The organism is Jiella mangrovi, assembly GCF_017815135.1.
Classification (GTDB): Bacteria; Pseudomonadota; Alphaproteobacteria; order Rhizobiales; family Rhizobiaceae; genus Jiella; species Jiella mangrovi.
Map to the genome: position 1 here is coordinate 50,824 of NZ_JAGJCF010000017.1, position 24,612 is coordinate 75,435.

Annotated in this window: 18 protein-coding genes and 1 tRNA gene; 7 read left to right on the plus strand and 12 right to left on the minus strand. The window is 63.7% G+C overall.

Annotated elements, in window-relative coordinates; translation table 11 throughout:
- Window positions 1-73: 73 nt before the first annotated feature.
- Both J6595_RS18320 and J6595_RS18325 read right to left on the minus strand, forming a co-directional pair.
- Window positions 74-1,984: an ABC transporter ATP-binding protein gene (locus J6595_RS18320; protein ID WP_209596442.1), complete on the minus strand. Its 1,911-nt coding sequence runs from the start codon at window positions 1,982-1,984 to the stop codon at window positions 74-76.
- Window positions 1,981-3,855, minus strand: coding sequence for an ABC transporter ATP-binding protein (locus J6595_RS18325; RefSeq protein ID WP_209596444.1), 1,875 nt, complete (start codon window positions 3,853-3,855; stop codon window positions 1,981-1,983). The genes J6595_RS18320 and J6595_RS18325 overlap by 4 nt, the downstream gene beginning before the upstream one ends.
- Window positions 3,856-4,315: 460 nt before the next feature.
- Between J6595_RS18325 and J6595_RS18330 the strand changes: the two genes are divergently transcribed.
- The 5 genes from J6595_RS18330 to J6595_RS18350 all read left to right on the plus strand — a co-directional run bounded on the left by J6595_RS18330 (window position 4,316) and on the right by J6595_RS18350 (window position 9,882).
- Entirely contained in the window at window positions 4,316-5,902 is a 1,587-nt protein-coding gene (locus J6595_RS18330; protein ID WP_209596447.1) for a peptide ABC transporter substrate-binding protein, read from the plus strand.
- Between the two features lie 102 nt (window positions 5,903-6,004).
- Entirely contained in the window at window positions 6,005-6,928 is a 924-nt protein-coding gene (locus J6595_RS18335; RefSeq protein ID WP_209596449.1) for an ABC transporter permease subunit, read from the plus strand.
- Window positions 6,925-7,848 carry an ABC transporter permease gene (locus J6595_RS18340; RefSeq protein ID WP_209596451.1) on the plus strand — a complete coding sequence of 308 codons (924 nt, stop codon included), beginning with the start codon at window positions 6,925-6,927 and terminating at the stop codon, window positions 7,846-7,848. The genes J6595_RS18335 and J6595_RS18340 overlap by 4 nt, the downstream gene beginning before the upstream one ends.
- On the plus strand, window positions 7,848-8,882 hold the full coding sequence (locus J6595_RS18345; RefSeq protein WP_425342176.1) for an ABC transporter ATP-binding protein: 1,035 nt from the start codon (window positions 7,848-7,850) through the stop codon (window positions 8,880-8,882). Before J6595_RS18340 ends, J6595_RS18345 begins: the two co-directional genes overlap by 1 nt.
- Window positions 8,875-9,882 (plus strand): ABC transporter ATP-binding protein, encoded by a 1,008-nt coding sequence (locus J6595_RS18350; protein WP_209596455.1) that lies wholly within the window; start codon window positions 8,875-8,877, stop codon window positions 9,880-9,882. Before J6595_RS18345 ends, J6595_RS18350 begins: the two co-directional genes overlap by 8 nt.
- 66 nt (window positions 9,883-9,948) lie before the next feature.
- On the opposite strand, the gene J6595_RS18355 is transcribed toward J6595_RS18350, so the two are convergent.
- Window positions 9,949-10,023: transfer RNA gene (locus tag J6595_RS18355), tRNA-Gly, on the minus strand.
- Between the two features lie 452 nt (window positions 10,024-10,475).
- Here J6595_RS18355 and J6595_RS18360 point away from each other — a divergent pair.
- On the plus strand, window positions 10,476-12,341 hold the full coding sequence (locus J6595_RS18360) for an acyl-CoA thioesterase (RefSeq protein ID WP_209596458.1): 1,866 nt from the start codon (window positions 10,476-10,478) through the stop codon (window positions 12,339-12,341).
- 171 nt (window positions 12,342-12,512) lie between these two features.
- Here J6595_RS18360 and J6595_RS18365 read toward each other — a convergent pair whose 3' ends face one another.
- The 6 genes from J6595_RS18365 to J6595_RS18390 form a co-directional block, all read right to left on the minus strand.
- Window positions 12,513-14,852: a putative bifunctional diguanylate cyclase/phosphodiesterase gene (locus tag J6595_RS18365; RefSeq protein ID WP_209596460.1), complete on the minus strand. Its 2,340-nt coding sequence runs from the start codon at window positions 14,850-14,852 to the stop codon at window positions 12,513-12,515.
- A gap of 703 nt (window positions 14,853-15,555) precedes the next feature.
- Complete coding sequence (locus J6595_RS18370; RefSeq protein WP_209596462.1) at window positions 15,556-16,200, minus strand: 2-dehydro-3-deoxy-phosphogluconate aldolase; 645 nt, start codon at window positions 16,198-16,200, stop codon at window positions 15,556-15,558.
- A gap of 154 nt (window positions 16,201-16,354) precedes the next feature.
- A complete protein-coding gene (locus J6595_RS18375) occupies window positions 16,355-17,440 on the minus strand; it encodes a cell wall hydrolase (protein ID WP_209596464.1) in 1,086 nt (361 codons plus the stop codon).
- A gap of 197 nt (window positions 17,441-17,637) precedes the next feature.
- Window positions 17,638-19,089, minus strand: coding sequence for a ribosome biogenesis GTPase Der (gene der, locus J6595_RS18380; RefSeq protein ID WP_209596466.1), 1,452 nt, complete (start codon window positions 19,087-19,089; stop codon window positions 17,638-17,640).
- A gap of 39 nt (window positions 19,090-19,128) precedes the next feature.
- The gene (locus tag J6595_RS18385) at window positions 19,129-20,403 is read right to left on the minus strand and encodes a tetratricopeptide repeat protein (protein ID WP_209596467.1); all 1,275 of its coding nucleotides are present in this window, start codon (window positions 20,401-20,403) and stop codon (window positions 19,129-19,131) included.
- Window positions 20,404-20,517: 114 nt separating this feature from the next.
- Window positions 20,518-21,090, minus strand: a complete 573-nt coding sequence (locus tag J6595_RS18390; RefSeq protein ID WP_209596468.1) for an NnrU family protein — start codon at window positions 21,088-21,090, stop codon at window positions 20,518-20,520.
- Between the two features lie 170 nt (window positions 21,091-21,260).
- Between J6595_RS18390 and J6595_RS18395 the strand changes: the two genes are divergently transcribed.
- A complete protein-coding gene (locus tag J6595_RS18395; RefSeq protein WP_209596469.1) occupies window positions 21,261-21,671 on the plus strand; it encodes an MAPEG family protein in 411 nt (136 codons plus the stop codon).
- Window positions 21,672-21,705: 34 nt separating this feature from the next.
- Here the strand turns inward: J6595_RS18395 and J6595_RS18400 are convergent, their stop codons facing one another.
- From J6595_RS18400 to J6595_RS18410, 3 genes are all read right to left on the minus strand, one after another.
- Entirely contained in the window at window positions 21,706-23,811 is a 2,106-nt protein-coding gene (locus J6595_RS18400; protein WP_209596470.1) for a molybdopterin oxidoreductase family protein, read from the minus strand.
- A 74-nt stretch (window positions 23,812-23,885) separates the two neighbouring features.
- A complete protein-coding gene (locus tag J6595_RS18405) occupies window positions 23,886-24,185 on the minus strand; it encodes a type II toxin-antitoxin system RelE/ParE family toxin (RefSeq protein WP_209596471.1) in 300 nt (99 codons plus the stop codon).
- Window positions 24,182-24,445 carry a type II toxin-antitoxin system ParD family antitoxin gene (locus tag J6595_RS18410; RefSeq protein ID WP_209596472.1) on the minus strand — a complete coding sequence of 88 codons (264 nt, stop codon included), beginning with the start codon at window positions 24,443-24,445 and terminating at the stop codon, window positions 24,182-24,184. The genes J6595_RS18405 and J6595_RS18410 overlap by 4 nt, the downstream gene beginning before the upstream one ends.
- Window positions 24,446-24,612: the final 167 nt, after the last annotated feature.

The window sequence follows — 24,612 nt, forward strand, 5'->3', positions numbered from 1 at the left end:
GAGTTTTCGACATCTTTCCACAGACTTGCCGATCGGATGATCAACACCGGTCTGACGCTGCGGCTTCACGAACCTATTCAGCGGCAGCACTGTCGGCAGCAGCGGCATCCCCGCTGAACAGGAACCCGCCGGACTGGCGGCGCCAGAGGCTGGCATAAAGGCCGTTCCTCGCCAGAAGCTCGTCGTGGCTGCCCTCCTCGACGATGGCGCCCTTGTCGAGCACGATCAGCCGGTCCATCGCGGCGATTGTCGACAGGCGATGCGCGATGGCGATGACGGTCTTGCCCGCCATCATGCGGATCAGATTCTCCTGGATGGCCGCCTCGACCTCCGAATCGAGCGCCGAGGTCGCTTCGTCGAGAACCAGGATCGGCGCGTCCTTCAGGAGAACCCGGGCAATCGCGATGCGCTGGCGCTGGCCGCCGGACAGTTTGATGCCGCGCTCGCCGACATGAGCGTCATAGCCGGTGCGGCCCTTGGGATCGCGCAGGCCCGGAATGAAGTCCTCGGCATTGGCCCGTTCGGCCGCGAGCAGCACCTCGTCGTCCTCGGCGTCTGGCTTGCCGAAGGCGATATTGTCGCGGATCGAGCGATGCAGGAGCGAGGTATCCTGCGTGACGACGCCGATCGCCGCGCGAAGCGACTGCTGGGTGACCGTGGAGATGTCCTGCCCGTCGATCAGGATTTTCCCGCCCTCGAGGTCGTAGAGACGCAGGAGCAGATTGACGAGCGTCGTCTTGCCGGCACCCGAGCGGCCGACGAGGCCGATCTTCTCGCCGGGCTTGATCGAAAGCGAGAGGTTCGAGACGACACCGCCGCCCTTGCCATAATGGAAGGTGACGTTCTCGTACCGGATCGCACCCTTGGTCGCCGAAAGCGGCCGCGCATCCGGCGCGTCGACAAGCGTCGGCAGTCGGGTGATCGTCGCCACCGCGTCCTGGATGGTGCCGTAGTTGCGCACCAGCCCGTTGATGTTGAACATCATCCAGCCGGACATCTGGTTCAGCCTCAGGACGAGGCCGAGGGCCGTCGCGACACCGCCCGCCGTCACCGACCCGGCCTGCCAGCCGAGGACGGCGATGATGCCGACGCCGGTCATCATGAAGCCGTTGAGGATGGCGACGACGGTGCGGACCTCGGTGATCGCCCGCGTCGAGCGCCGGGTCATGTCGACGAGATAGACGAAGCCGTTCTTGACGAACTCGTCTTCCTTGCGCGACGAATCGAACAGCTTGACCGAAAGAATGTTGGTGAAGCTGTCGACCACCCGGCCCGACACGATCGAGCGGGCATCGGCCGAGGCGCGGCCGAACTCGCGGATCTTCGGCAGAAGGTTGCGGACGATCCAGACATAGCCGGCGACCCAGACGGCGAGAACGATCGCCATGCGCCAGTCGATGGCACCGAGAATGGTCGCGGTCAGGAAGATGAAGGTGACGAAGGACCAGAAGGTCTGGAGGATGGTGGTGATGAAGTCACCGGTGGCGGCGCCCACCTGCTGGACCTTTTGGGCGAGGCGCCCGCCGAAATCGTTCTGGAAGAAGGTGTAGGCCTGCTCCATCAGCCGGCGATAGCTCTGCCAGCGAATTCGATTGTAGAAGCTTGGACTTATCACCTGTTCTTCGAGTACGGACGAAGCAAAGAGCAGCGCCGCACGGCCGATCAGCGTGACGAAGAGAAGGCCCGCGATCAGCCAGAAATGGTCGTCGAGCAGGGTTTCCGGCGTCGACGTGCCGAGGGCGTCGACAAGCCAGCCGACGCCGGTGAAGAGCACCGCCTCGATGCCGCCAGTCAGGCCGCCGGCGATCAGAAGGCCGATCAGCGGCCACTTCGCCTGTTTGGCGAAATGCCAGATGAACGCATTGGTCTCGGCTGGCAGCGGCCTCAGATGGCCGGTGCGATAGACGCCGTCCTCCTCTCGGCCGGGATCGTCCTCGAACGGGTCGAGGACTGTCTCGAAGCGCTGGAGCAGACGATCCATCATTCGGCGGCTCGGATTGCTGAGGCCCCATCGTCGTCGTCATTCGCCCCGGCCGGCAGGAAGCCGCCGACCTGCCGCGCCCAGAGCGAGGCATAGAGGCCGCCGCGTGCGACGAGGTCCGCATGGGTGCCCTCCTCGACGATCGCGCCCTTGTCGAGCACGACGAGGCGGTCGAGAGCGGCGATCGTCGAAAGACGATGGGCGACGGCGATGACGGTCTTGCCCTCCATCAGCCGGTAGAGATTTTCCGCGATCGCCGCTTCGACCTCCGAATCCAGCGCCGAGGTCGCCTCGTCGAGAAGCAGCAGCGGCGCATCCTTCAGCATGACTCGGGCGATGGCGATGCGCTGGCGCTGGCCGCCCGAGAGTTTGACCCCGCGCTCGCCGACCTCCGCGTCGAGGCCGGTCCGTCCGTCCCGGTCGCGCAGATCCTCGATGAAGTCGGACGCCTCGGCGCGGGCGATTGCCCGCTCGAGCGCGGCCTCGCCGGCGTCGGGCCTGCCGTAGAGTACGTTCTCGCGGATCGAGCGGTGCAGCAGCGAGGTGTCCTGGGTCACCATGCCGATCTTTTCGCGCAGGGATTCCTGCGGCACGTCGCGGATGTCGGTGCCGTCGATCAGAATGCGGCCGGCCTCGACGTCATGGAAGCGCATCAGGAGATTGAGGATGGTCGACTTGCCAGCGCCCGATCGGCCGACGAGCCCGACCTTTTCGCCCTGCCGGATCGTCAGGTCGAAATCGCGCAGAACGCCGTCGCCCTTGCCGTAGTGGAACGAAACTTTCTCGAAGCGGATCTCGCCCCGGGGCACGAGAAGCGGCTTCGCCTCCGGCTTGTCGGTGATGGCATGGGGAAGCTGAAGCGTCGCCATGCCATCACGGATGGTGCCGATGTTCTCGAACAGTGCGGAGATCTCCCACATGATCCATTGCGACATGCCATGGATGCGCAGGACGAGACCGACCGAGGCGGCGATGGCCCCGATCGTCACGAGGTCGTTCACCCAAAGGCCGATTCCGGCCGCCGCCACGGCAAAGAGGAGAAGCGAATTCAGCGTCTGCAGGCAGACGACGAAGAGCGTGATCAGCCGGGCCTGGCCGTAGACCGTGTGGAGGAAGCCGCTCATCGAAGAGCGGGCGTAATCGCCCTCGCGCCGCGTATGGGCGAAGAGCTTGACGGTCTGGACGTTCGAATAGGCGTCGACGATGCGGCCGGTCATCTCGGCTCGCGCATCGGCCTGACGCTCGGCGACCCGGTCGAGCCGAGGAATGAACCAGCGCAGCATCGCCGCATAGAGGATCAGCCAGCCGAGGAAGGGCAGCGCCAGTTTCCAGTCCGACGAAGCGGCGAGGACCAGAACGCCGGTGAAATAGACGGCGACGTACAGAAACACGTCGATCGCCTTGATCACCGTCTCGCGCACGGCGAGCGCCGTCTGCATCAGCTTCTGCGACACCCGTCCGGCGAACTCGTCCTGGAAGAAGGACAGCGAATGGCCCAGCAGCCAGCGATGCATCGTGTAACGAAAGCGCATCGGGAAATTCCCGAAGATCGCCTGAAAATTGACGAGCCCGTCGATCAGCTGGATGCCCGGGAGGGCGATGAGGATGATGAAGCCCATGATCGCGAGCTGCCAGCCGCGCTCGGACAGGAACGTTTCCTTCGGCGTGTCGCCGAACCAGTCGACGACGTTGCCCAGAAAGCCGAAGAGTGACACCTCGATCACCGAGATCAGCGCCGTCAGCGCAGCCATCGCGACGAGCAGCGGCCAGACCGGCCGGGCGAAGTACCAGATGAAGCCGAACAGCGTCCTGGGGGGCGCAACCGGCTCCTCATCGGGAAACGGTTCGACCAGCTTCTCGAATTTCGAGAACATTCACATTCCTGACATTGCCGATTTGACGCCGGAGTTCCGGCCTCAGGCGGCCATATAGCTCTCGGGGTGAGAGATCGAAGGCGGGCTCCGATCATCGTGATGGTCGCTGATATAAGCGCTCGGTCTGCCAAAATCAGGGGCGACGTGCCGCCGCCGTTGGGTGTCAGCACCATTGCAGGGGACAAGAACCGGTTCCGTTCGCGGCACTGCCGGCCTCTTGGCGGGCAATTGCCCACCAGTTGATGAATTGTCCACAAGACAGAATGATCGTCGCCGTGACCGTTCGCAGGACGAAAAGCCCGGCGCTGCCGGGATATTCACACGCAAGGGTCGCTCTGCCTGCCTTATGGGCACGTCGGATCGTTGAGCAATACCCTCTGGACAGAACGCCCGTTGCGGGAACAATCTGAACTCGAGGTCGCACGTGCGGGTGCGACGACACCGAACCCGGGGGCAGAATATGGGCTTTTCCTTCAAGACCTTCACCGGCGCGCTGGCGCTATCGACCGTCCTTTCGCTCGGCGTGGCCGAGGCGAAGGAGATGGTCATGTACAACGGCGGCGACGTCACCTCGCTCGACCCGCAGAAGATGTCGGGCGACTGGGAAGACCGCGTCGCCGGCGACATCTATGAGGGCCTCTTCACCGAGGACATCGACGCCAAGCCGGTGCTCGGCGTCGCGGCGAGCTACGAGACCTCGGACGACGGCCTGACCTGGACCTTCAAGCTGCGCGACGACGCCAAGTGGTCGGATGGCGAGCCGGTGACGGCGGAGGACTTCGTCTACTCCTTCAAGCGGCTGATGGACCCTAAGACGGCGGCGCAATACGCCTATCTGCAATATCCGATCAAGAACGCCGAGAAGATCAACAAGGGCGAGATCGAGGATCTCGACCAGCTCGGCGTCACGGCGATCGACGACAAGACGCTGGAGATCACCCTCGAACACCCGGTCCCCTACTATCCGAGCCTTCTGACCCACTACACCGCCTATCCGCTGCCCAAGCATCTGATCGACAAGGTCGGCGATCAGTGGGTGCAGATCTCCAACATCGTCACCGACGGTCCCTACAAGCCGGTCGAATGGGTACCCGGCAGCCACGTGCTGACCGCCAAGAACGACCAGTGGTACGACACCAAGAGCCTCGACATCGACGGCGTGCGCTTTTTGTCGATGGAGGACGTCTCGGCCGGTTTCCGCCGCTATCAGGCCGGCGAGATCGACTTCATGACGGACTATCCGAAGGATCAGTTCAAGTTCATCCAGGCGAACCTTCCCGGCCAGGGCCACTTCGCCCCCTTCGCCGGGCTGTACTACTACGTCTTCAATTCCAAGAAGCCGCCCTTCGACGACGCCAAGGTGCGCGAGGCGCTCTCCATGGCGGTCAATCGTGAGGTGATCGGCCCCAAGGTGTTGGGCTCAGGCGAACCGGCCGCCTATGGCTGGGTCCCCCCCGGCATGGCGAACTACCCGGAAGAAGGCGCCCGCTTCGACTGGGAAAAGGAGCCCTACAAGGAGCGCGTCGAGAAAGCCAAGGCGCTTCTGAAGGACGCCGGCTACGGCCCCGACAAGCCGCTGAACATCACGCTCAGCTACAACACCAACGACAACCACAAGCGCGTCGCAGTCGCGATCGCCGCCATGTGGAAGCCGCTCGGCGTCAATGTCAGCCTCGTCAACGCCGAGGTAAAGGTGCACTACGCCAATCTGCGCGAGGGTGCCTTCGAGGTGGCGCGGGCCGGCTGGCTCGCCGACTTCAACGATCCGGTCAACTTCCTCGATCTCCTGAAATCCGGCATCGAGATGAATTACGGCCAGTGGTCCAATGAGGAGTATAATTCGCTGCTCGACCAGGCCGCCAAGGAGAGCGACCTGAAGAAGCGCGCCGAAATGCTGGAAAAGGCCGAAAAGATCGCGCTCGACGACGACGCCGCGATGCCGATCTATTTCTACCTGTCGGAAAACATCGTCTCGCCGAAGCTCAAGGGCTTCAAGGACAACGTCTTCGACAAGCACCGCACGCGCTACATGTCGCTGTCGGAATAGGTGCCGAAAGCGCGGCACCCCCGCGCTTTCGCCTGAAGACGTCGTTTGCATAGCACCGGGGCCGCCGAAGAGCCCCGGGCCTTCCCGAGAAACGATCCTGACATGCTGACCTTCGTTTTGAAGCGGCTGGCCTCGACGATCCCGGTCATTCTGATCGCGATCACCGCCTGCTTCTTCATCCTGCGCCTCGCGCCGGGCGGGCCGTTCGATCAGGAGCGGGCGCTTCCCCCGGAAGTCCTGGCGAACTTGCGCGCCTACTACCATCTCGACGATTCCCTGATCGTCCAGTATTTCCGCTATCTCGGCCGCCTCGCCCAGCTCGATCTCGGCCCGTCCTTCGTCACCAAGGACTTCACCGTCGCGCGGCAGATCGGTATCGGCCTGCCCTATACGCTGATCCTCGGCGGCTCGGCCTTTCTGCTCGCCATCGTCGGCGGCATCGCGGCCGGCATCTATGGCGCGCTCTACCAGAACCGCTCGGCCGACTACGCGATCGCCGCCATCGCCATGACCGGCCTCGTCGTGCCGAACTTCCTCGTCGCGCCGATCCTCCAGCTGGTCTTCGGCGTGAAGCTTTCCTGGCTGCCGGTCGGCGGATGGGGCGACGGCTCGCCGCGTTTCCTCTTCCTGCCGGTTCTCGTGCTGGCCCTGCCGCATATCGCGAGGATCTCGCGGCTGATGCGCGGTTCGCTGATCGAGACGATGAACGCCAACTTCATCAAGACCGCCACCGCGAAAGGCATCGGCCGGCGCCGGGTGGTGCTGAAACATGCGCTGCGCCCGGCCCTCACCCCCGTCGTCTCCTATCTCGGCCCGGCCGCCGGCTATCTCCTCACCGGCTCCATCGTGGTCGAGCAGATCTTCGGCCTGCCCGGCATCGGGCGGTACTTCATCAACGCGGCCCTCAACCGCGATTACGGCATGGTGCTTGGAACCGTGATCTTCTACATGGCGCTCATCGTTCTCCTCAACCTTCTCGTCGATCTCGCCTATGCCTGGCTCGATCCGAAGGTGCGCCAGCGATGACCCTTTACGCCGGCAAGCGCGAAGCGCTGGAAGACGCCTTCATCGGGCGTGACGACGAGATGCCGCGCGGCAAGCCGCGCTCGGTCACCCGCGACGCCCTCAGGCGGTTTCGTGCCAACAAGGCGGCGATGACCGCCCTCGTCGTCTTCGTCCTCATCGTCCTCGCCGCGATCGTCGGCCCGTATCTCGTGCCCTACGATTACGAGACGCCCGACTGGGAGGCCTTCACCGCGCCGCCCTCGATCGAAAGCGGCCACTATTTCGGCACCGACCAGAACGGCCGGGACCTTCTCGCCCGCACGCTCTACGGCACCCGCGTCTCGCTCCTCGTCGCGCTGATCGCAACCACGGTGTCGGTGATCGTCGGCGTTCTTTACGGCGCGGTCTCGGGCTTTGCCGGCGGGCGGATCGATTCCGCCATGATGCGCTTCGTCGACGTGATGTACGCGCTTCCCTACATCCTCTTCGTCATCCTCCTGATGGTGATGTTCGGCCGCAATGTTTTCCTGCTGTTTGCCGCCATCGGCCTTCTCGAATGGCTGACCATGGCGCGCATCGTGCGCGGCCAGACCCTGTCGCTGAAAGAGAAGGAGTTCGTGGAGGCGGCCCGCGCGGCGGGCGTTTCGAGCTTTGCGATCATCCTTCGCCACATCGTGCCGAATCTCGTCGGCCCGGTGGTGATCTACGCCTCGCTGACCATCCCCGAAATCGTCATCACCGAGAGCTTCCTGTCCTATCTCGGCTTCGGCGTGCAGGAACCGCTCACCTCCCTCGGGACGCTGATTTCCGAGGGCACCGGCGCCATCGGCTCGGCCGACTGGCTGCTCCTGTTTCCAGGCGGCGTTCTCGTGACCATGCTGCTCGCCCTCGCCTTCATCGGCGACGGCCTGCGCGACGCCTTCGACCCGAAGGACCGATGATGACCAGCAAGCCACCCACGGACATGCCCCCCCTCCTCGCCCTCACCGACTATGCCATCCGCTTTTCGACCCCCGACGGCGCGGTGAAGGCCGTGAACGGCCTCGACCTCGCCGTGGCGCGCGGGGAGACCGTGGCCGTCGTCGGGGAATCCGGTTCCGGCAAGAGCCAGACCTTCAACGGCGTCTTCGGGCTTCTCTCCGGCAATGCCACGACGTCCGGCGCAGCGCGGTTCGAAGGGCGCAATCTCCTCGAGCTCACACCGCGCCAGCTCGACGAGATACGCGGGGCGGACATGGCGATGGTTTTTCAGGACCCGATGACCGCGCTCAATCCGGCGATGAAGATCAAGCATCAGCTCGCCGAGACACTCAGGATCCACAAGGGCATGAACCGGCGGGACGCCGAGGCACAAGCGCTGGCGATGCTGAAAAAGGTCGGCATCCCTGAAGCCGAGCGGCGGATCGAGCAATATCCGCATCAGCTCTCCGGCGGCATGCGTCAGCGCATCGTCATCGCCATGGCGCTGCTCTGCCGCCCCAAGCTGATCGTCGCCGACGAGCCGACCACCGCCCTCGACGTCACCATCCAGGCCCAGATCCTCGATCTCTTCCGCGATCTCACCGGCGAGGCCGGCACCGCCCTCGTCCTCATCACCCACGATCTCGGCGTCGTCGCTGGCATCGCCGACAAGGTCGTCGTCATGTATGCGGGACGCATCGTCGAGGAGGCGCCCGTCGACGCTCTCTTCGCCCGCCCGGCCATGCCCTACACGGCGGCGCTGATCCGCTCGATCCCGCGGGTTGACCGGGACGTCGAAGCCGTCGAGCCGATCGGCGGCAGGCCGCCGAATCTGCTCCATCCGCCGGCAGGCTGCGCGTTTCATCCGCGCTGCCGCTTTGCGCAGGACAAGTGCCGCCGCGAGCGCCCGCCGCTGGAGACCATCGAGACCGGACGCCGCGCCGCCTGCTGGTTCCCCTTCGTCGACGAGACAAGCGGCAGAGAACCTATGAACGCGGAGATCGCCGGTGCCTGAAACGCTGCTTTCCGTCGAAAACCTCTCCACCGTCTTCGACATCGGTGGAGGTAACCCGTTTGCCAAAGCGCTTGAACTCAAGGCCGTCAGCGACGTCTCCTTCACGCTCGAAGCCGGCGAAACGCTCGGCATCGTCGGTGAATCGGGGTGCGGCAAGTCCACGCTCGGCCGCTCGATCCTCAGGCTCATCGAACCGACCCATGGCCGCGTGGTCTGGCAGGGCAAGAGCCTGACGGACCTTTCCGTCGGCGAGATGCGCAAGGCCCGTCGCGATCTCTCGATCATCTTCCAGGATCCGGTCGCATCCCTCGATCCGCGCATGAATGTCGGCAAGATCATCGAGGAGCCGCTGAAGGTCGCGGAGCCCTCGCTCGGCCGCAAGGCGCGGCGCGAGCGGATCGAAAAGGTGATGGAGGAAGTCGGCCTCGCGCCGGAGATGATCAACCGCTATCCGCACGAATTCTCCGGCGGTCAGGCCCAGCGCATCGGCATCGCCCGGGCCATCGTCACGGAGCCCAAGCTGATCGTCTGCGACGAGCCGGTTTCCGCCCTCGACGTCTCGATCCAGGCGCAGATCGTCAATCTGCTCAAAGCCCTGAAGGAGCGGATGGGGCTGACGCTGATCTTCATCAGCCACGACCTTTCGGTCGTTCGTCTCGTCTCCGACCGGATTCTGGTTCTTTATCTCGGCCGCGTCGTTGAGATCGGCCCGCGACGGGAGGTGTTCGCCAATCCCGGCCACCCCTATTCGAAGGCGCTTCTAGCCGCCGCGCCGATTCCCGATCCGGCAATTGCAAGATCCCGTGAGAAGACGCCCCTCAAGGGCGATCCCCCCTCGCCGATCAACCCGCCTTCCGGCTGTGCATTCCGGACACGCTGCCCGATCGCTCGCGACGTCTGCGCAGAAAAGCTCCCGCCGCTGGTCGATGTGGGGCGCGGACATCGCGCAGCGTGTCTGTTCACGGGTGACGTGCGTGCGGACGAGGCGATCGCCGGCTGACACGAGGGCGTCTTCCGACACGGTGGCTTGCGGTGAAGTGAGCCTGGACGAAGCGCAGCGGTGTGTTGGAGCGGGCGATGGGGATCGAACCCACGACATCAAGCTTGGGAAGCTTGCGTTCTACCACTGAACTACACCCGCGTCGGCGCGGACATTGCCGCCACAGCGCCAGAGCGTCAAGCAAATTCGTCCCGCTCCGAGGCCTCGACCGACCAGGAAGCGGCGATGCCGTCCCGATCCATCGGCCCGGTTGTCGATCATGCCCAATCGGACAGGTCCGCAACAGACTCGCCGCATAATATCCTTGCGACAATCGGCCGCAAATTTTCCTTTTCGAGACGGCACGCAGCCGCTCGATTGAGAAGACACGGCCACCGATCGAGAATCGGCGCCGCCGCAAAAGCGGCACGATTTTCAGTCGCAGAAGGAGCTTGCGTGGAGAACCGGGGCGTCCGGCCCGCCCGGTGACGCGTTGTGCGGCAGCGTCCGCGAAACTGCCGGAACCATCGCGCCGCAGCAATTGCATTCTTCGCAGAGCTCAAACTTCTGGCGAATACTGGCAGGCTTATGAATACGGTATCAAGGCAGTCCGAATGACTCGATCTATATTCGCCCGCTCCCTGAGCTGGGCGCCCACCGTTTCGCTGTCTTGGATGTGGGGGCTTGGTTTCTTCTATTCCATGCACGTCGTGTGGATCGAGGGATGGGCTGGATTTGTCGTCTTTGCGCTCGCCAATTGCTGCGGCCTTGCGACCTTCGGCTGTGTTCTCGGCTCGCGGCAGAGGAATTGCGAGGCGATCTTTCATGGCCTCGGATCGCGCTTCGCGTCGCTGTTCTTCCTATGTCAGATCGGAGCCGTGGCGATAACGCTGTTTGCGCTGAACGCCTATCTCTGGCCGCAGCTCCTGCCTCAAGCCGGGGCCGGAGTGGGGCTTTGTCTCACCGCTCTGGTCGTCGTGGTGGCGTGCATCGCCGGACGCCGGCTTTCGCTCGAGCGGCTGCGTCTGCTTCATACCGGCTATCTCGGCCTCGCCTTCGTCGCGATCGCCGTCGTCGCCGCCTCGCTCGTTCGAAGTGACGGTTCGCCTGCCGAGATTGCAACGCCCGACACGCAGTCCATCGCCGCCTTCCTTCTTCCAACGCTCGTCGGCTTCGCCCTTGGCCCGTGGAGCGACATCCAGCAATGGCAGCGTGTCATCGCGATCAGGAAGGCTGGTCTGTCCCCCGCCGTCGCCTATATCGGCGGGAGCCTGGTTTTCCTGGCTCTCTTGTGCGCCAACGCCTCTCTGTCGCGCCTTGCCGGCCCGAACCTCCTCGTTGCTGCCGATAACGCGATCGGCGCCCAGAGTTCGGTTGCGGCTCATCTCGGCTCGCATGGTTATAGCCTTGCGGCGGCGGCCTTCGCGCTCTGGGCCTTCGTCGCCGCTCTGTCCACGATCGACAGCTTCTATTGCGCGGCGCGCTGGTACGTGCCGCGGCTTCTGTCGAACAGCCTTCATCCGGCGCTCGCCTTCGTGTCCCCAGCGGCCCTGGCGTCGCCGCTGTGGATCCTCGGGGCCGCCGTCATCGTCGCCATCTCGATGAATGCTCTCGGCCTGTCCCAGAGCGCCTACATGATGCCCTATGCGACCCTCCTCGTCGGTGCGACGATTGCCCTGATCGCCACCTATCTCAACAAATTTACCGACTTCGATCCGGCGCAGAGCTATCTGTCCGGCATCGCGGCGGCGCTGGTGTTCTTCATCGGCTATCGCGAAGACATCGCCATCCTCATCCCGGTCTCCACGGTGATCGCTCTCATCGGGGCTGCCGGCTCCATTCGCGCCATCTTCTTCGAGGGCGGTGGACGGGTGGACGATCGTCCCGCGTCGCCGCTCGCCAAGCCGGCGGTCGATGCTCGGACGCAGGCAGACGAAATCGAACCGGTGCCTTCGTCCGAACCTGCCGCAGAGCCGATGGCGCCGCTGCAGGCCGAAAACACCAATCTGTCATCTGCCCATGGCTTCGACGGGCAATGGTTCGTCATGAGGGTCACCCCGACCTATGACGACACCAATTCGGTCGGCAACGTCTACTTCGCCAATTATGTGCGGTGGGTCGGCAAGGCGCGCGAGCTGTTCTTCAACGCCTGCATGCCCAATTTCGATCTCGAAACCACACGCTACTATGTCCTGACGCGCTCCTTTCAGCACGACTTCCGTCGTGAGATCGCCGAGTTCGAACCGGTGACGACGCGAATTCGCATCGTCAGTCACAACCGGAAATTCGTCACCCTCGGCCACGAGATCATCAGTGATCGTCATGGCCTGCTGGGGCGCGGCGAGCAGTCGCTAATGTTCGTCGATCGCGAAAGCTTCAAGCCGCTGGACATCCCCGTCGACATCGTCCGAGGCTTCCTGCCTTACTGGCCTTCCAACCGGCCCGATGCTGGCCTCGAGACGGCGCGGCAGCGGGGGTAGAGCAACCTGCGCCCTGTCGGGTGCAGACAGTGCCGGCTTCGCCTCGGGATCTTCAAGACTCACTTTGCGAGGACCGACTGCGCTTGTCGGGCCGATGCTGCGGGGCCTGCCCTTGCAGCAAGCGGTTTGCGCAAACCCCGATTCCATTGGAGCTGCTCGATCGTGCCTCACTCAGACGATGGCAGACGAACCCTGCCTGGAAGCCTTTTCCAGCAGGTCCAGCGTTTGCGCCGCGCTGGCCGGTCGCCCGAACAGATAACCCTGGAATTCCTCGCAGCCGATCCGGCGTAGGCAATCGCCCTGGGCGGGGCTTTCCACGCCTTCGGCGATCGTCGTCATGCCGAGGTGCCGGCCGAGTTCGACGATCGTCCTGACAATGCTGACATCCGTCTGGCTGCCAGGAAGATCGGCGGTGAAACTTCGATCGATCTTGAGTTTGTCTAGCGGAAACTGGCGCAGATAGCTGAGGCTCGAATAACCGGTTCCAAAGTCATCGAGCACAAGACGGACGCCCAGTTCCACCAGCTTGTCGAGAACCTCCCGGCTTTCGCAGGTGGCGGCGAGGAATGCCGTCTCGGTGATTTCAAGTTCCAGCCTGGAGACTTCGAGGCCGGATTCGGCAAGGGCCTGCTTGACCACTTCGACGAGGTTCGAGTGCCTGATCTGGACCGTGGAAACATTGACCGCGATCGACAGGGATCGGTCCGGCCATGTCGCAGCGAAACGGCAGGCGGTTCTCAAGCCCCATTCACCCAGCGCGACGATCGTCCCCGTCTCTTCGGCAAGAGCAATGAATTCGGATGGCGGAACATTGCCATGAACCGGATGCGTCCAGCGCATCAACGCCTCGAAGCCGACGATCGCGCCGGATGCCGCGGAGACAAACGGCTGGTAGTCCAGCCGGAATTCCTCGCGCTCAAGGCCCCCGCGCAGGTCTCCCATCAGGGCCGCCCGCTCGGCCTTCCGCTCATCCATCGACGGGTCGTACAGAATATAACCCGCGCCGCCGGTTTCCTTCATCCGGTAAAGCGCCGCATCGGCCTTGCGCAAAACCTCGCCGAAGGTTCCGCCATCACTGGAAAGAGCAATGCCGATGCTCGTGCCGACCTCAATGTCCAGACAGTCGAGGTGAAACGGCTCTTCCAGGATTGCCACCACGCGTTTTGCGAGATCAATATGTTTCTGAAGATCGGCCGCGCGATGGAAAATGGCGAATTCGTCACCCGAAAAACGCGAAACGACGACGTCCGGGCCGGACAGGGCAAGGAGACGCGTTCCGATCTCCTGCAGCAATTCGTCACCGACGCCATGGCCGAAGGTGTCGTTGACCTGCTTGAAGCGATCGAGATCCAGGCACATGACCGCATAGTCCGCGCCCGGCTTCGTTTCGCCGTTCACCGTTGCGTCAGACAGGATCGTCGTCTCGAATCCTCGACGGTTCAGGAGGTTCGTCAGGACGTCGTGGTTGGCAAGGTAGTCGAGGCGAGCGATGTATTCATGTTCGAGGGTGACGTCGGAACCGACCCCGCGAAAGCCGGCGAAGACGCCGTCATCGTTGTAGATCGGCTTGCCGGTCAGGCACCACCATCGTTTTTCGGCGGCAATTCGAACCGGGACACGCAGCCGGTGAAACGGGCGGCGAGCGGCCAGGGCGGCGAACAGCCGATCCATCTGCGGCGAGGATTCCTCGTCGGTCCGGGCGAGCAGCACGGTTAGCGGCAGCTTGTCGAGGTAGCATCGTGATTTCTGGGCGACGTCGACGAACCGGTTCGAGGGATGTTGGATCCTGCCAGCCGCATCGGTCTCCCAAAGCCAGTCACTCGCGTTTTTCTCGAAATCGTTGAGGAGAAGGTCGCTCACTTCGCGCTGGCGGTCGAGATCGATCTGCACCCGCGTCCGCAGCCCGACCAGCCGACCTACCTTGACGATCGTCGCAATGATGAAGGCCGAATAGATCGCGAGAAGCAGCGCGACGAATATGTAGAAACTCTCCCCGGTCATCGCGAGCGCGATGAACGAACCGATCATGATCGGAACCGAATAGGCAAGACCTGCCGCCGGCACGAAGCCGATCGATATGCCGATCGCGATCAGCCCCGCACAGGTGCAGGCGATCAGCAGGCGGCCATCGGCATCGGCGCCGGCGAAAAGCGCGACCGGAATCGAAGCCAGGATGACGCCAGCCATCGCGGCAAGGCAGATCAAGCGCGCGCGGACGGCTCGAACCGGGATCGGGCGCGACTGTTTTCGCGCGCGCCTCCACACGAGCCAACCCGACGAGGTGAGCAGCAGGAGGCCGATATCGATCGCCTGCAAACCGGCCAGGTAAACCACATTCGCCCAGTCCCAGAAGAAGATGGAGACGATGAGGGCGACGGATGAGCCCGTCAGAATCGTGAACGGCGCCAGACTGAGGACGAGATCCAGCTGATCGAGCCAGACCCTCTCGTCGTCCTTACCGCTCTGCCCTGGTCGGGTGCCTGCCGTAAAGGATGGGGCAACGGGTTTCAAGATCTGAGACACACCATGGTCAGCGAGACAGCCATATCTAGCGTCTCTTCGTTAAACGCTTGATAATAAGAAGGATATACTTTTCCAGGTAAATTGCAAAGTCGCGCCATCACGAGTAATTCATAGACTTATTATCGGTCTGTACTCAACCTGCCGCGGATATTACAACTCCTGATATAATATTACTCCCGAACCATGGCGAGAATCACGAAATATCAGCGGCCAACACCCGACGCGGCTTCGAAGGGTTCAACTTGCAGTGATCGAGATGCGGTGTAAAATGCAGAGCGCTCATACAAGTGAGCATGGCAGGATATATCAGCGAAAAATGTGTCGGCCGAATAGGTCCGTTCAACGGATAATCGCGATTCTTACGGTGATTGACCGATGCGCGAACTGATCAGCATCACCTCGTTTCCGAAAGATTTCAGGCGAAACGGCAGAGATAGTTTGCCAGGAAATATTTAGGATCGATCAGGCCGAGTGACGGCTCTTGTTTCCCAACTCAACAGTCTTGATTGCGGCCCACCGCACTCATGCGTCGACCCTCATCCGATCTTCGGCGAATTTGGTGCGGCGCATCGGACCCTGGAAAACGTTGCCAGCCTTCCCTGGGATTACGCCGCCCGACCGGGGCAATCGCCTGACTGAGCCGGGGAAGCCGGCGGCATGGCACGCTCCACGCACCACGCCTCTCGGGCGATCACGGCTGTTGCTGCAACCCTGCCGCCTCTTGCGCGAGAGCGGTGATGGCGGCCCAGTCACCGGACGCGACCTTGTCCTTCGGCGCGAGCCAGGAACCGCCGACACAAAGAACGTTGGGAAGCCCGAGATAGTCGCTGACATTCTTCATCGAAACACCGCCGGTCGGACAGAACTTCAATTGCGGGATGACGGGAGCGATGGACTTCAAGAAAGCGGCACCGCCGATCTGCTCGGCCGGAAAGAACTTGAGGACCTCGTAGCCCTCCTGCAGCATCGCCATCATCTCGCTCGGCGTCGCCGATCCCGGCAGCAATGGCACATCGCTGCCGCGGGCGGCGTCGAGGACCTCCACCGTCGCCCCGGGAGAGACGATGAACTGCGCCCCGGCCTTCTCCGCCGCCTCGAACTGCTTCGGCGTCAGGATCGTGCCGGCGCCGCAAACCATATCGGGCACTTCCGCGACGATTGCGCGAATGGCCTCGATCGCTGCGGGCGTGCGCAACGTGACTTCGATGGATCGAATCCCGCCGGCGGCGAGCGCGCGGGCAAGCTCGACGCCGACCTTGGCATCGTCCACCGCGACCACCGGAACGACCGGCTGGGCGGTGAGAATTTCGAGAAGGCGTTTGGAATCCTGGCTCATGACGACGACGCGCTCCAAATACATCAATCGCGCGCAGGCTTAGACCATCGCATGTCATGGTGGGAAGCGGCCCGGCGGAAAAAACCAAGGGCCGGCCGTCAGCCAGAGCGACGACCGGCCCCAATGGCCATGCGGATCGACGGTGAGGATCGCCTCACCAGCCGCCGTTATAGGTCCGGTAGAAGATGTGGCGGCCGATCTTGTCGACGCGCTGCATTGCGCGCGCCCAGCGAGGCTTCACATAGGTGGCGTGGTAATGCGTCGCCGAGCCAACGTCGGCGATCCAGATCTTGCCGGTGGTGACCTTTTCGGCGATGTCCTCGGCCTCGGCGTAGGAGCTGCCGTCACGGATACGATCCTTGTGCCCGTCGCAGGCGAAGGAAAACTGGCAGCGGTTGCGCCAGTTCTTGTTCTGGTAGACGACGCCGCAGATGGTATTCGGGTAGGCCGGGTTACGCACCCGGTTGAGAATGACCTGGGCGACTGCTGCCTGACCCTGAGAGGACTCGCCGCGAGCCTCGAAATAGATGCCGTTGGCAAGACAGGTCTGTTCGGATTTGCTGTAGGCAGCCTTCGGTAGCGGCGTTGCGGCCCAGGCGTGATCCTTGTCGTCGATCGGCGGAATGAAGGCCTCCGGCTGGTCCTTCAGGACCCGCTCGAACAGGGAGGAGGCCCGGCTGCTGGCGCCGCCGTCCGCCGGAGCATAGCCAAGAGCACCCGTGTCCTCGGATGGCCGCAAGGACGCGAGGAGCACCTTGCTGTCGCCGCCCTTCGCGCCGTCCTTCGACTTTTCAAATTTCGGCGGCCCCATGAGCTGGAAGCGGGTGGCGAGCGCCACGGCGTCACGGGTCGTCGGATTCAGTTTCGCAAAAGCGGTCCGGATCCCGGCTTTATCGGAGGCGCCGGCAGACGCCAGAAACGCCTTGCCCTCGAAGACCGAACCTGCCGCAAGGCCAAAGCGCGAACGGTCACCGACGGCACCGGCGACGCGGCCGGTCTTGCCGGCCCGCCGGATGCGCGGCTCGTCACCTTCGGCCACCAGCGCCATGCGCCGCGCCATCTTTGCCGCGGCCTCACGCGCCGCCGTCATCCGGGCGCCCTCTTCGGGCGAGTAGGCAAGGTCGACCGCCGACATCTGCCCGAATGCGTTCGGCACCAGAAAGGCGTGCGTCCGCTTGGCGACATCCGCGCCGGCGACCAGCCGCGTCATGTCCTGATGATCGATTTTGGTGGCGCCCATCCCCACGAGCAACACCCCTGTCACGACGATGTACGCCGCTCGCCGTGCCGTTTGATAGCCGCGACGTTGCTTGCGGCCATGCGCCGCTCGCCCCTCAGCCCCCATCAAGCCCCCGCTTGCGTGTTAAAAATTTCCTACAGATGCACTCGATACATCCCCCATTAACCTTGTCTAATGGTTAACGAAATTTGGTCATTTCAAGACGAGCGTTTCTTTTTCCCAGCGTAAGGGTTCTGTGCCTTGCGCATGGCAAGCCTTATGGGAACCCCGAAAAACCCGAACTGCTCGCGGATTCCGTTGACGAGATAGCGGGTATAGGAGGCGTTCAGCGCCTCCGGACGGGCGGTCGACAGAACGAAGGTCGGCGGCCGCGATTTGATCTGCGTCATATACTTGATGTTAATCCGTCTTCCGGCCACGGCCGGCGGCGGATGCTTTGCGACGGCGCGCTCAAGCCATTGATTGAGCTTGGCCGTGCTGATTCGCCGGTTCCAGACCTCGTGCGTCTCCGTGACGGCTTTCATCAGCCGGTCGATCCCCTCGCCCGTCTCGCCGGAAACCGTGACCGCCTTGACACCGCGCAGCTGCGGCAGAAGCCGACCGGTCTTCTCGCGCAGGTCGGCGAGAAGTTCCTGCCGGTCCTCGATGAGATCCCATTTGTTGAACGCGATCACCGGCGCCCGACCCTCGCGCTCGATGAGGTCGACGATCGACAGATCCTGCCGCTCGAAGGGGATGGTCGCGTCGAAGACGATGATCACGACCTCGGCGAAACGGATGGCGCGCAACCCATCGGCGACCGAAAGCTTTTCGAGCTTTTCCTGAACGCGCGCCTTGCGGCGCATGCCGGCGGTGTCGAAGACCTTGATCTTTCGGCCGCGCCACTCCCATTCGACCGAGATCGAGTCCCGCGTGATGCCGGCCTCCGGCCCCGTCAAGAGACGGTCCTCGCCGAGAAAGCGATTGATCAGGGTGGACTTGCCAGCATTGGGACGGCCGACGATCGCCAGCCGAAGCGGCTTGGTCGCGTCATATGCCTCGATTTCCTCGTCGTCGCCCGCAAGATCGCCGGGCACGTCGATGGTCGCCACCTGCGCCGGCTCGTCGTCGTCCTCCCGAGGCCGGCGGCTTGATGTTTTTTCGGGACGGAACGCACCTCTTCCAAGCGCCCCGACCATCGCGTCACGCAGGTCGCCCATCCCCTCGCCATGCTCGGCGGAGATCGCGACCGGCTCGCCGAGGCCGACCGAATAGGCATCGAGGAACCCCGCGTCGGAGCCCCGCGCCTCGGCCTTGTTGGCGATTAGGATCACCTTGCGGGCCGACCGCCGTAGGAGCTCGGCGAAGTCGAGGTCCTGGGGCGTCAGGCCGGCTTTCACGTCGATCATGAACAGGCAGACATCGGCGGCGGCTATCGCGGCCTCGGTCTGGGCCCGCATGCGACCTTCGAGCGTTTCGGCGGCAGCGACCTCGAGACCCGCCGTATCGACGACATCGAAGGTGAGATCCATCAATCGGGCCTCGCCCACACGCCGGTCGCGCGTGACGCCCGGCCGATCGTCGACGAGCGCCAGCCGACGGCCGACGAGGCGGTTGAACAGGGTCGACTTTCCGACATTCGGTCGACCGATGATGGCGATGGTGACCATGTCGGGAGTGATCCTTTCCGTTGTGGCGAGCTCTCCGGCTCAGTTGCCGGTCGTGGTGGCGTTGCCGCTCTCGCTGTCCCCGGAGGGGGAAGCCGGCACGATCGCGGTCGCCGGAGCGTCTGCGTTGGCAGACGGCGTCGTCGTGGAGCTCTCCGCCGCTGCCGGCGCCGCTGTCGACGTTTGGGAAGCGGCATCGGACGCTGCGCCATCCGCCGCCGGCTGCCGCGTTTCGGCATCGTCACCGCCGGAGGTCGCAGGCGTTTGATCCGAAGGCATAGCAGAGCCGGCGTCATTTTGCGTCTGCGGTGCGTCGGCCGCGCCCGAAGGAGCAGCGCCGGCCGGAGCATCTGCCGCGGAAGGCGCAGTGTCGTTGGCGCCCGAGGCGGCCGGTGAGGCCGCTCCGCCGGCGCTCTCGGCCGCAGCATCGCCGGTCGCCGAATTGTCAGGCGCGCCCGCACCCGAGGCGTCCGAACCCGACGAAGCGCCGAGATCCGTGGTCGGCATGGCCGCTCCGCCTGCCGATCCTTCGGTGCTGGCGTCGCCCGTCCCGTCGAGCAGGCCGGGCAGGTTGACGGAACCAAGCCCATCGTCGGCGCTGGCGGCGGGCGCCGAAGCGGCGTTTTCGCCAGCCTTGGCAGGCGGCAGGGCATCGGGGCCGGTGGCGCCGGAATTGATCAGGTCGAGCAGGATGCGCGCACGGCCGGAGATGTCGCGCGGTGTCCCGGAATCGGTCACCAGCTGTTCGAGAAGCGGCTTGGCGGTGTCGGCATCGCCGGCCTTCCAGGCCGCGAGCGCGATCGCCTCTCTTGCGGGAAAGCGCAAGGGCTCACTGTCGCCGGACAGCCGCTCGACCCGCTCGCGCACCTCGTCGAGAGTTCCCGAATCGACCAGGACATAAGCGGCGCGGATCGCCGCCATGTCGCGCAGCCCCGTCGGCGCGCCGGAGTCGTTTGCGACGGAATCATAGGCCGCGACCGCCTCTTTCGGCTTGCCCGCCTTCGCTTCGATGCCGGCGATGGAAAGCCGTGCCAGCGCCGGATAGGAACCGACGCCTTCCTGAACGATGCCGTTCAGCGCCTTGATGGCCGCGTCCGTTTCGCCGTCGGCCGCCAGCTTGATGGCCGCGGCAAACTGATCTCCGGCGGCGTTCGCCTGGTTCGTCTGGTAATGCTCATAGGCGACGAAGCCCGCCGTCACGGCAACTACGGCGATCGCTCCGCCCAGAAGCCAGGCGCCGAATCGTGTCCAGACCGCCTTGACCTTGTCGTGGCGGATCTCCTCGTCGACTTCCCTGAAAAAACTGTCGTCGCTCATACGCTCGCTTTCCTCCTTTTCCACCGCGGCGACCGAAAAACGGCCGGAGCGATGGAAATCAAAGCGTCTTCTAACGATTTTTTGCGGCGACGAAAGAGCGGGCTGGCGTTGCGATCAGGCGAGCGGCGATACGCCGAAGAGCCAGAGATGCAGCCCGCCGACAAAGATGGCGCTGAGAACGAGCCCGATGGCGATCGCCGCCACATCGCCGACGACGCGCGGCGGCTCGCTGAGAACGGGCGCGTTTCGTCCGAGCGAATTGAGATAGTCGAGCACCGCCCAGACGAAGAAGGCGGCGAACAGGATCACGTCCGCCATGCCACCATTGGAAAGGAGATGGCCGAGCGCCCAGAGCGCGGTGCCGAGCACCATGGGGTGGCGGACCGCCTTCTTGATATGGCCCGCCGGCGCATAGGCGGCGGCGACGAGGACGAAGGCGGCGGGCACCAGGATGAGTGCCAGATGGCGGAGCCCCGGCACGGGTTCGTAGAGGGCGGCCTGTCCCTCCCGCCCCCAGCCATAGCCGTAGACGACAAGGACGAGACCGATGATCGAAAGCAGCGAATAGGCGCCCTTGAACCGCGCCTCTCCGAGCCGCCTCTGCGTGTTCGCTCGCCCCGTTTCGGAGACGATGCGGAACGAGTGAATGCCAAGAAAAATGCAAAGCCCGATAATGAGAGTGATCATCTGCACGCCCCTTCGACAACGCTGAACGGCAAGATCGCCGCCCCGTCGGTGGCGATGACGATACGCTCGGTCCGTTCCACCCGGACTTGCTTCGTCATGCCCTCTTCATCTGATACTACGTTGGCGGCGCGCGGAGCGATGCGTCCCGACGCAAAGAAGGATGAATTTGAATGAATACTTTGGGAATCGCCGCCGTTGCCATCTATGCGGGCCTGAATGGCGCGATCCTGATCTGGTTGGCAGTGCAGACCGGTCTGATCCGCAATCAGGAAAAGGTGTTCATGGGCGACGGCGGCAATGCGCGGATGATCCGGGTGATGCGCGGCCATGCCAACGCGATCGAGTTCATCCCGATCACGCTGATCTGCATGACCCTTGCGGCGCTTCTCGGCACCTCGGCGGTGATCCTCCATGCCCTCGGCATCATGCTGACTGTCGGCCGCTTCATCCACGCCTTGCACTTCACCGCAGCCGACGCGCCCATGTGGCAGCGCATGGCCGGCACGGGGCTGTCCTTTCTGGCGATGGGCGGTGCGGCGGTGATGGCGCTCGGGTCGGGCGTGATGGTGCTTGCAGCCTGAGACGAGACCTCCGCTCCCGGCCGGCGCTCCTGCCCTAGCCCCGCAGCCAGACCCGATTGTCATGAAACGCCGCCCCACCGAAAGGCGCGACCGGGTCGGCGCCGGTGAGGGTGTTGATCCCCTCGCTGTCGAGGAAATCGTCGTTGGCCCATAGCCCTTCATGAATGACGACGCCGGGTTTGACCGTATAGCTGACTTGGAGCTTCACCCGAACCTCGCCGCGTTCATTGCCGATGGTCACGACAGCCCCGTCCCGAAAGCCCTCGCGCGCCGCATCGTCTGGATGGATCATCAGCGCCGGCTCGCCCTCTCTCTGCCTTGAACCGCCGGTTTCAGCGAAGGTCGAGTTCAGGAATTGCCGCGCGGGCGAAGTCGCCAACCGGTAGGGATGCAGCTCGTCCGTCGTCTCGATCAATTCCACATGGTCGGGAAATTCCGGCAATGCGCCGTGCGGTCCCTGCAGCCCGAGGCTTTCGGGCGGCCGGTTCGGTGCCATCGAGCCCTGCCAGTTCGGCTTGAACCGGAACTTGCCGTCTGGCCAGTCGAAACCTTTGAGGAAATGCGCCGTCGCGAAATCCGGCTGCTTGTCGATCCAGCGGCCGGCTTTGAGCGCCTCGTATCCGCCCGGCTCGCCGCTCAGTTCGAGCAGGCCGTCGATCAGCTCGCGCTCGCTCTTGCCGAAGCCCGGCCGGTCGGCGACCCCAAGACGCTTGGCGAGTTCCTCGACGACGAAATGGTTCGTGCGCACTGTCTGCGGCGGCTCAACGAGTTTGGGGCCGAGGACGATGTGGTTCTGGCCGCCGCCGCGATAGATGTCGTCATGTTCGAGGAACATCGTCGCGGGGATGACCAGATCGGCGAGCTTGGCCGTGTCGGTCATGAACTGTTCGTGCACGGCGACGAAGAGGTCGTCGCGTGCAAGGCCCCGGCGCACCAGCCGCTGCTCCGGGCAGACATTGGCCGGATTGGTGTTCTGGATCAGCATCGCCGTCACCGGCGGTCCGCCGGACAGGGCCTCGCGGTCACCCGTCAGGACCGCGCCGATGCGCGACTGGTCGAGATGGCGGATCGACGGATCGCGATAGGCAGCGCCCATGATTTCCGACTTGTCGAGGCCGAAGATGTCGGAATTGGAATGAAACGCCCCGCCGCCCTCGTGCCGCCAGTGGCCGTAGACCGCCGGCACGCTCATCGCGGCATGCATGGCGACGACGCCGTTCCTCTGCCGGGTGAAGCCGTAGCCGAGACGGAAGAACGTGCGCGGCGTCTTGCCGATCAGCGCGGCGAAGGCCTCGATCTCTTCCACCGAAAGGCCGGTGATCGCCGCTGCCCATTCCGGCGTGCGCGTCTGAAGATGCGCCTCGAGCCCTTGGGGATCGTCGGTATAGCGGGAAAGATAGTCTCGGTCCGCCGTGCCGTCGCGAAAGCCGACATGCATCAGCGCGCAGGCGAGCGCGGCATCGGTGCCGGGCCGAAGCTTCAGCTTGAGATCGGCCTGCTTCATCGTCGCATTGTCGTAGATGTCGATGACGACGATCTTCGCCCCGCGGTCCTTCCTCGCCTTGGCCGCATGGGTCATGACGTTGACCTGCGTCGCCACCGCATTGGTGCCCCAGATCACCACGCAGTCGGATTTTGCGATCTCGCGCGGGTCCGATCCGCGCATGGCCCCGGCGCCGGCGAACCAGCCGGACCAGGCCATGTTGGTGCAGATGGAATCGAACTGGCCCGAATAGCGCTTGGCATGGCGCAGCCGGTGGATGCCGTCGCGCTGCACGAGGCCCATGGTCCCGGCATATTGATAGGGCCAGACGGCCTCGGAGCCGTCTTTCTGCTCGGCCGCGACGAAGCGCTCGGCGATCAGGTCGAGCGCGTCGTCCCAGCTGATCTCGCGCCACTCGCTACCGCCCTTTTCGCCAACGCGTTGAAGCGGTTTCAGCAATCTCTTCGCGTGATGGATGCGCTCGGCATAGCGCGCCACCTTGGCGCAGATCACCCCCGCCGTGTAGTCGTTCTGCGCCGCCCCGCGCAGCCGCCCGATCTGGCCGTTCTCCAGAATTTCCACGTCGAGCGCGCAGGTCGACGGGCAGTCATGGGGACAGGCGCTGTGGCCAATGGCGATGGGAAGCGGCTTGTTCATGGGACGAGCTTTAGCATGACGGGTCTACCGGGAAGAAACCCGGAATGAGGGATGATCTGATTGCCTGGAAATTTTCAATCGTCAGGGAAAAGAATGGCTTCATAGTCCCGGGCAGCGTGGATGATGTGAAGGATCTCGATCCGCTCGCCGTTGATCCGGTAGAAAATCAAATAGTTTCCGTGAGATCGCCGTCTCACCTCAAAATCTCGATACCGCAAGAGCCGAGGATATGCCTGAGGCGTAGCAGCCAGATCGATGCAGATCTTTCTGAGATCTGAGACGAAGCTCAAAGCTCGCTTGGGATTATCAGACGCAATGTAGTCTGCGATTGCCTCCAGGTCGGTCTCCGCTTCGGCCGTGTAGACGACCCTCATCTTTTGCCATTGTCGGCCATGGCACGGTATTTTGCCGCAAGTCGTTCAGTGACCTCTTCGATCGGCTTGACCCGACCCGCATCGGCATCCGCAATACCCCTGGCAAGCGCCGCGTCGAGCGCAGCGAGACGTTTTTCGCGCTCCTCGACGAGGCGAACGCCTTCGCGCAGGACCTCGCTGCGGGAATTGTAGCGTCCGCTTTTGACGAGGCTGGTGACGTAGTCTTCCAAGGACTGACCGAGATTGGCGCTGCTCGCCATCGCACCCTCTTTCGCTTCCACGATCGATAATAGTTATCACAGGGGCTGATACCATCCCATAGGACGGCCGACTTTCGCGTGCCTTGGCGACGGCGCAGCTCCTCCATCGACATGGCGGCAGCTTGCCTTTGCACGATTGGCCATCCTTATGTCGCCTCGACACAATT

Bases quoted from the DNA above. Each gene is read 5' to 3' on its own strand.
- J6595_RS18320 (WP_209596442.1), bottom strand. From the start codon at position 1,984: ATGATGGATCGTCTGCTCCAGCGCTTCGAGACAGTCCTCGACCCGTTC.
- J6595_RS18325 (WP_209596444.1), bottom strand. From the start codon at position 3,855: ATGTTCTCGAAATTCGAGAAGCTGGTCGAACCGTTTCCCGATGAGGAG.
- J6595_RS18330 (WP_209596447.1), top strand. From the start codon at position 4,316: ATGGGCTTTTCCTTCAAGACCTTCACCGGCGCGCTGGCGCTATCGACC.
- J6595_RS18335 (WP_209596449.1), top strand. From the start codon at position 6,005: ATGCTGACCTTCGTTTTGAAGCGGCTGGCCTCGACGATCCCGGTCATT.
- J6595_RS18340 (WP_209596451.1), top strand. From the start codon at position 6,925: ATGACCCTTTACGCCGGCAAGCGCGAAGCGCTGGAAGACGCCTTCATC.
- J6595_RS18345 (WP_425342176.1), top strand. From the start codon at position 7,848: ATGACCAGCAAGCCACCCACGGACATGCCCCCCCTCCTCGCCCTCACC.
- J6595_RS18360 (WP_209596458.1), top strand. From the start codon at position 10,476: ATGACTCGATCTATATTCGCCCGCTCCCTGAGCTGGGCGCCCACCGTT.
- J6595_RS18370 (WP_209596462.1), bottom strand. From the start codon at position 16,200: ATGAGCCAGGATTCCAAACGCCTTCTCGAAATTCTCACCGCCCAGCCG.
- J6595_RS18375 (WP_209596464.1), bottom strand. From the start codon at position 17,440: ATGGGCGCCACCAAAATCGATCATCAGGACATGACGCGGCTGGTCGCC.
- der (WP_209596466.1), bottom strand. From the start codon at position 19,089: ATGGTCACCATCGCCATCATCGGTCGACCGAATGTCGGAAAGTCGACC.
- J6595_RS18385 (WP_209596467.1), bottom strand. From the start codon at position 20,403: ATGAGCGACGACAGTTTTTTCAGGGAAGTCGACGAGGAGATCCGCCAC.
- J6595_RS18390 (WP_209596468.1), bottom strand. From the start codon at position 21,090: ATGATCACTCTCATTATCGGGCTTTGCATTTTTCTTGGCATTCACTCG.
- J6595_RS18395 (WP_209596469.1), top strand. From the start codon at position 21,261: ATGAATACTTTGGGAATCGCCGCCGTTGCCATCTATGCGGGCCTGAAT.
- J6595_RS18400 (WP_209596470.1), bottom strand. From the start codon at position 23,811: ATGAACAAGCCGCTTCCCATCGCCATTGGCCACAGCGCCTGTCCCCAT.
- J6595_RS18405 (WP_209596471.1), bottom strand. From the start codon at position 24,185: ATGAGGGTCGTCTACACGGCCGAAGCGGAGACCGACCTGGAGGCAATC.
- J6595_RS18410 (WP_209596472.1), bottom strand. From the start codon at position 24,445: ATGGCGAGCAGCGCCAATCTCGGTCAGTCCTTGGAAGACTACGTCACC.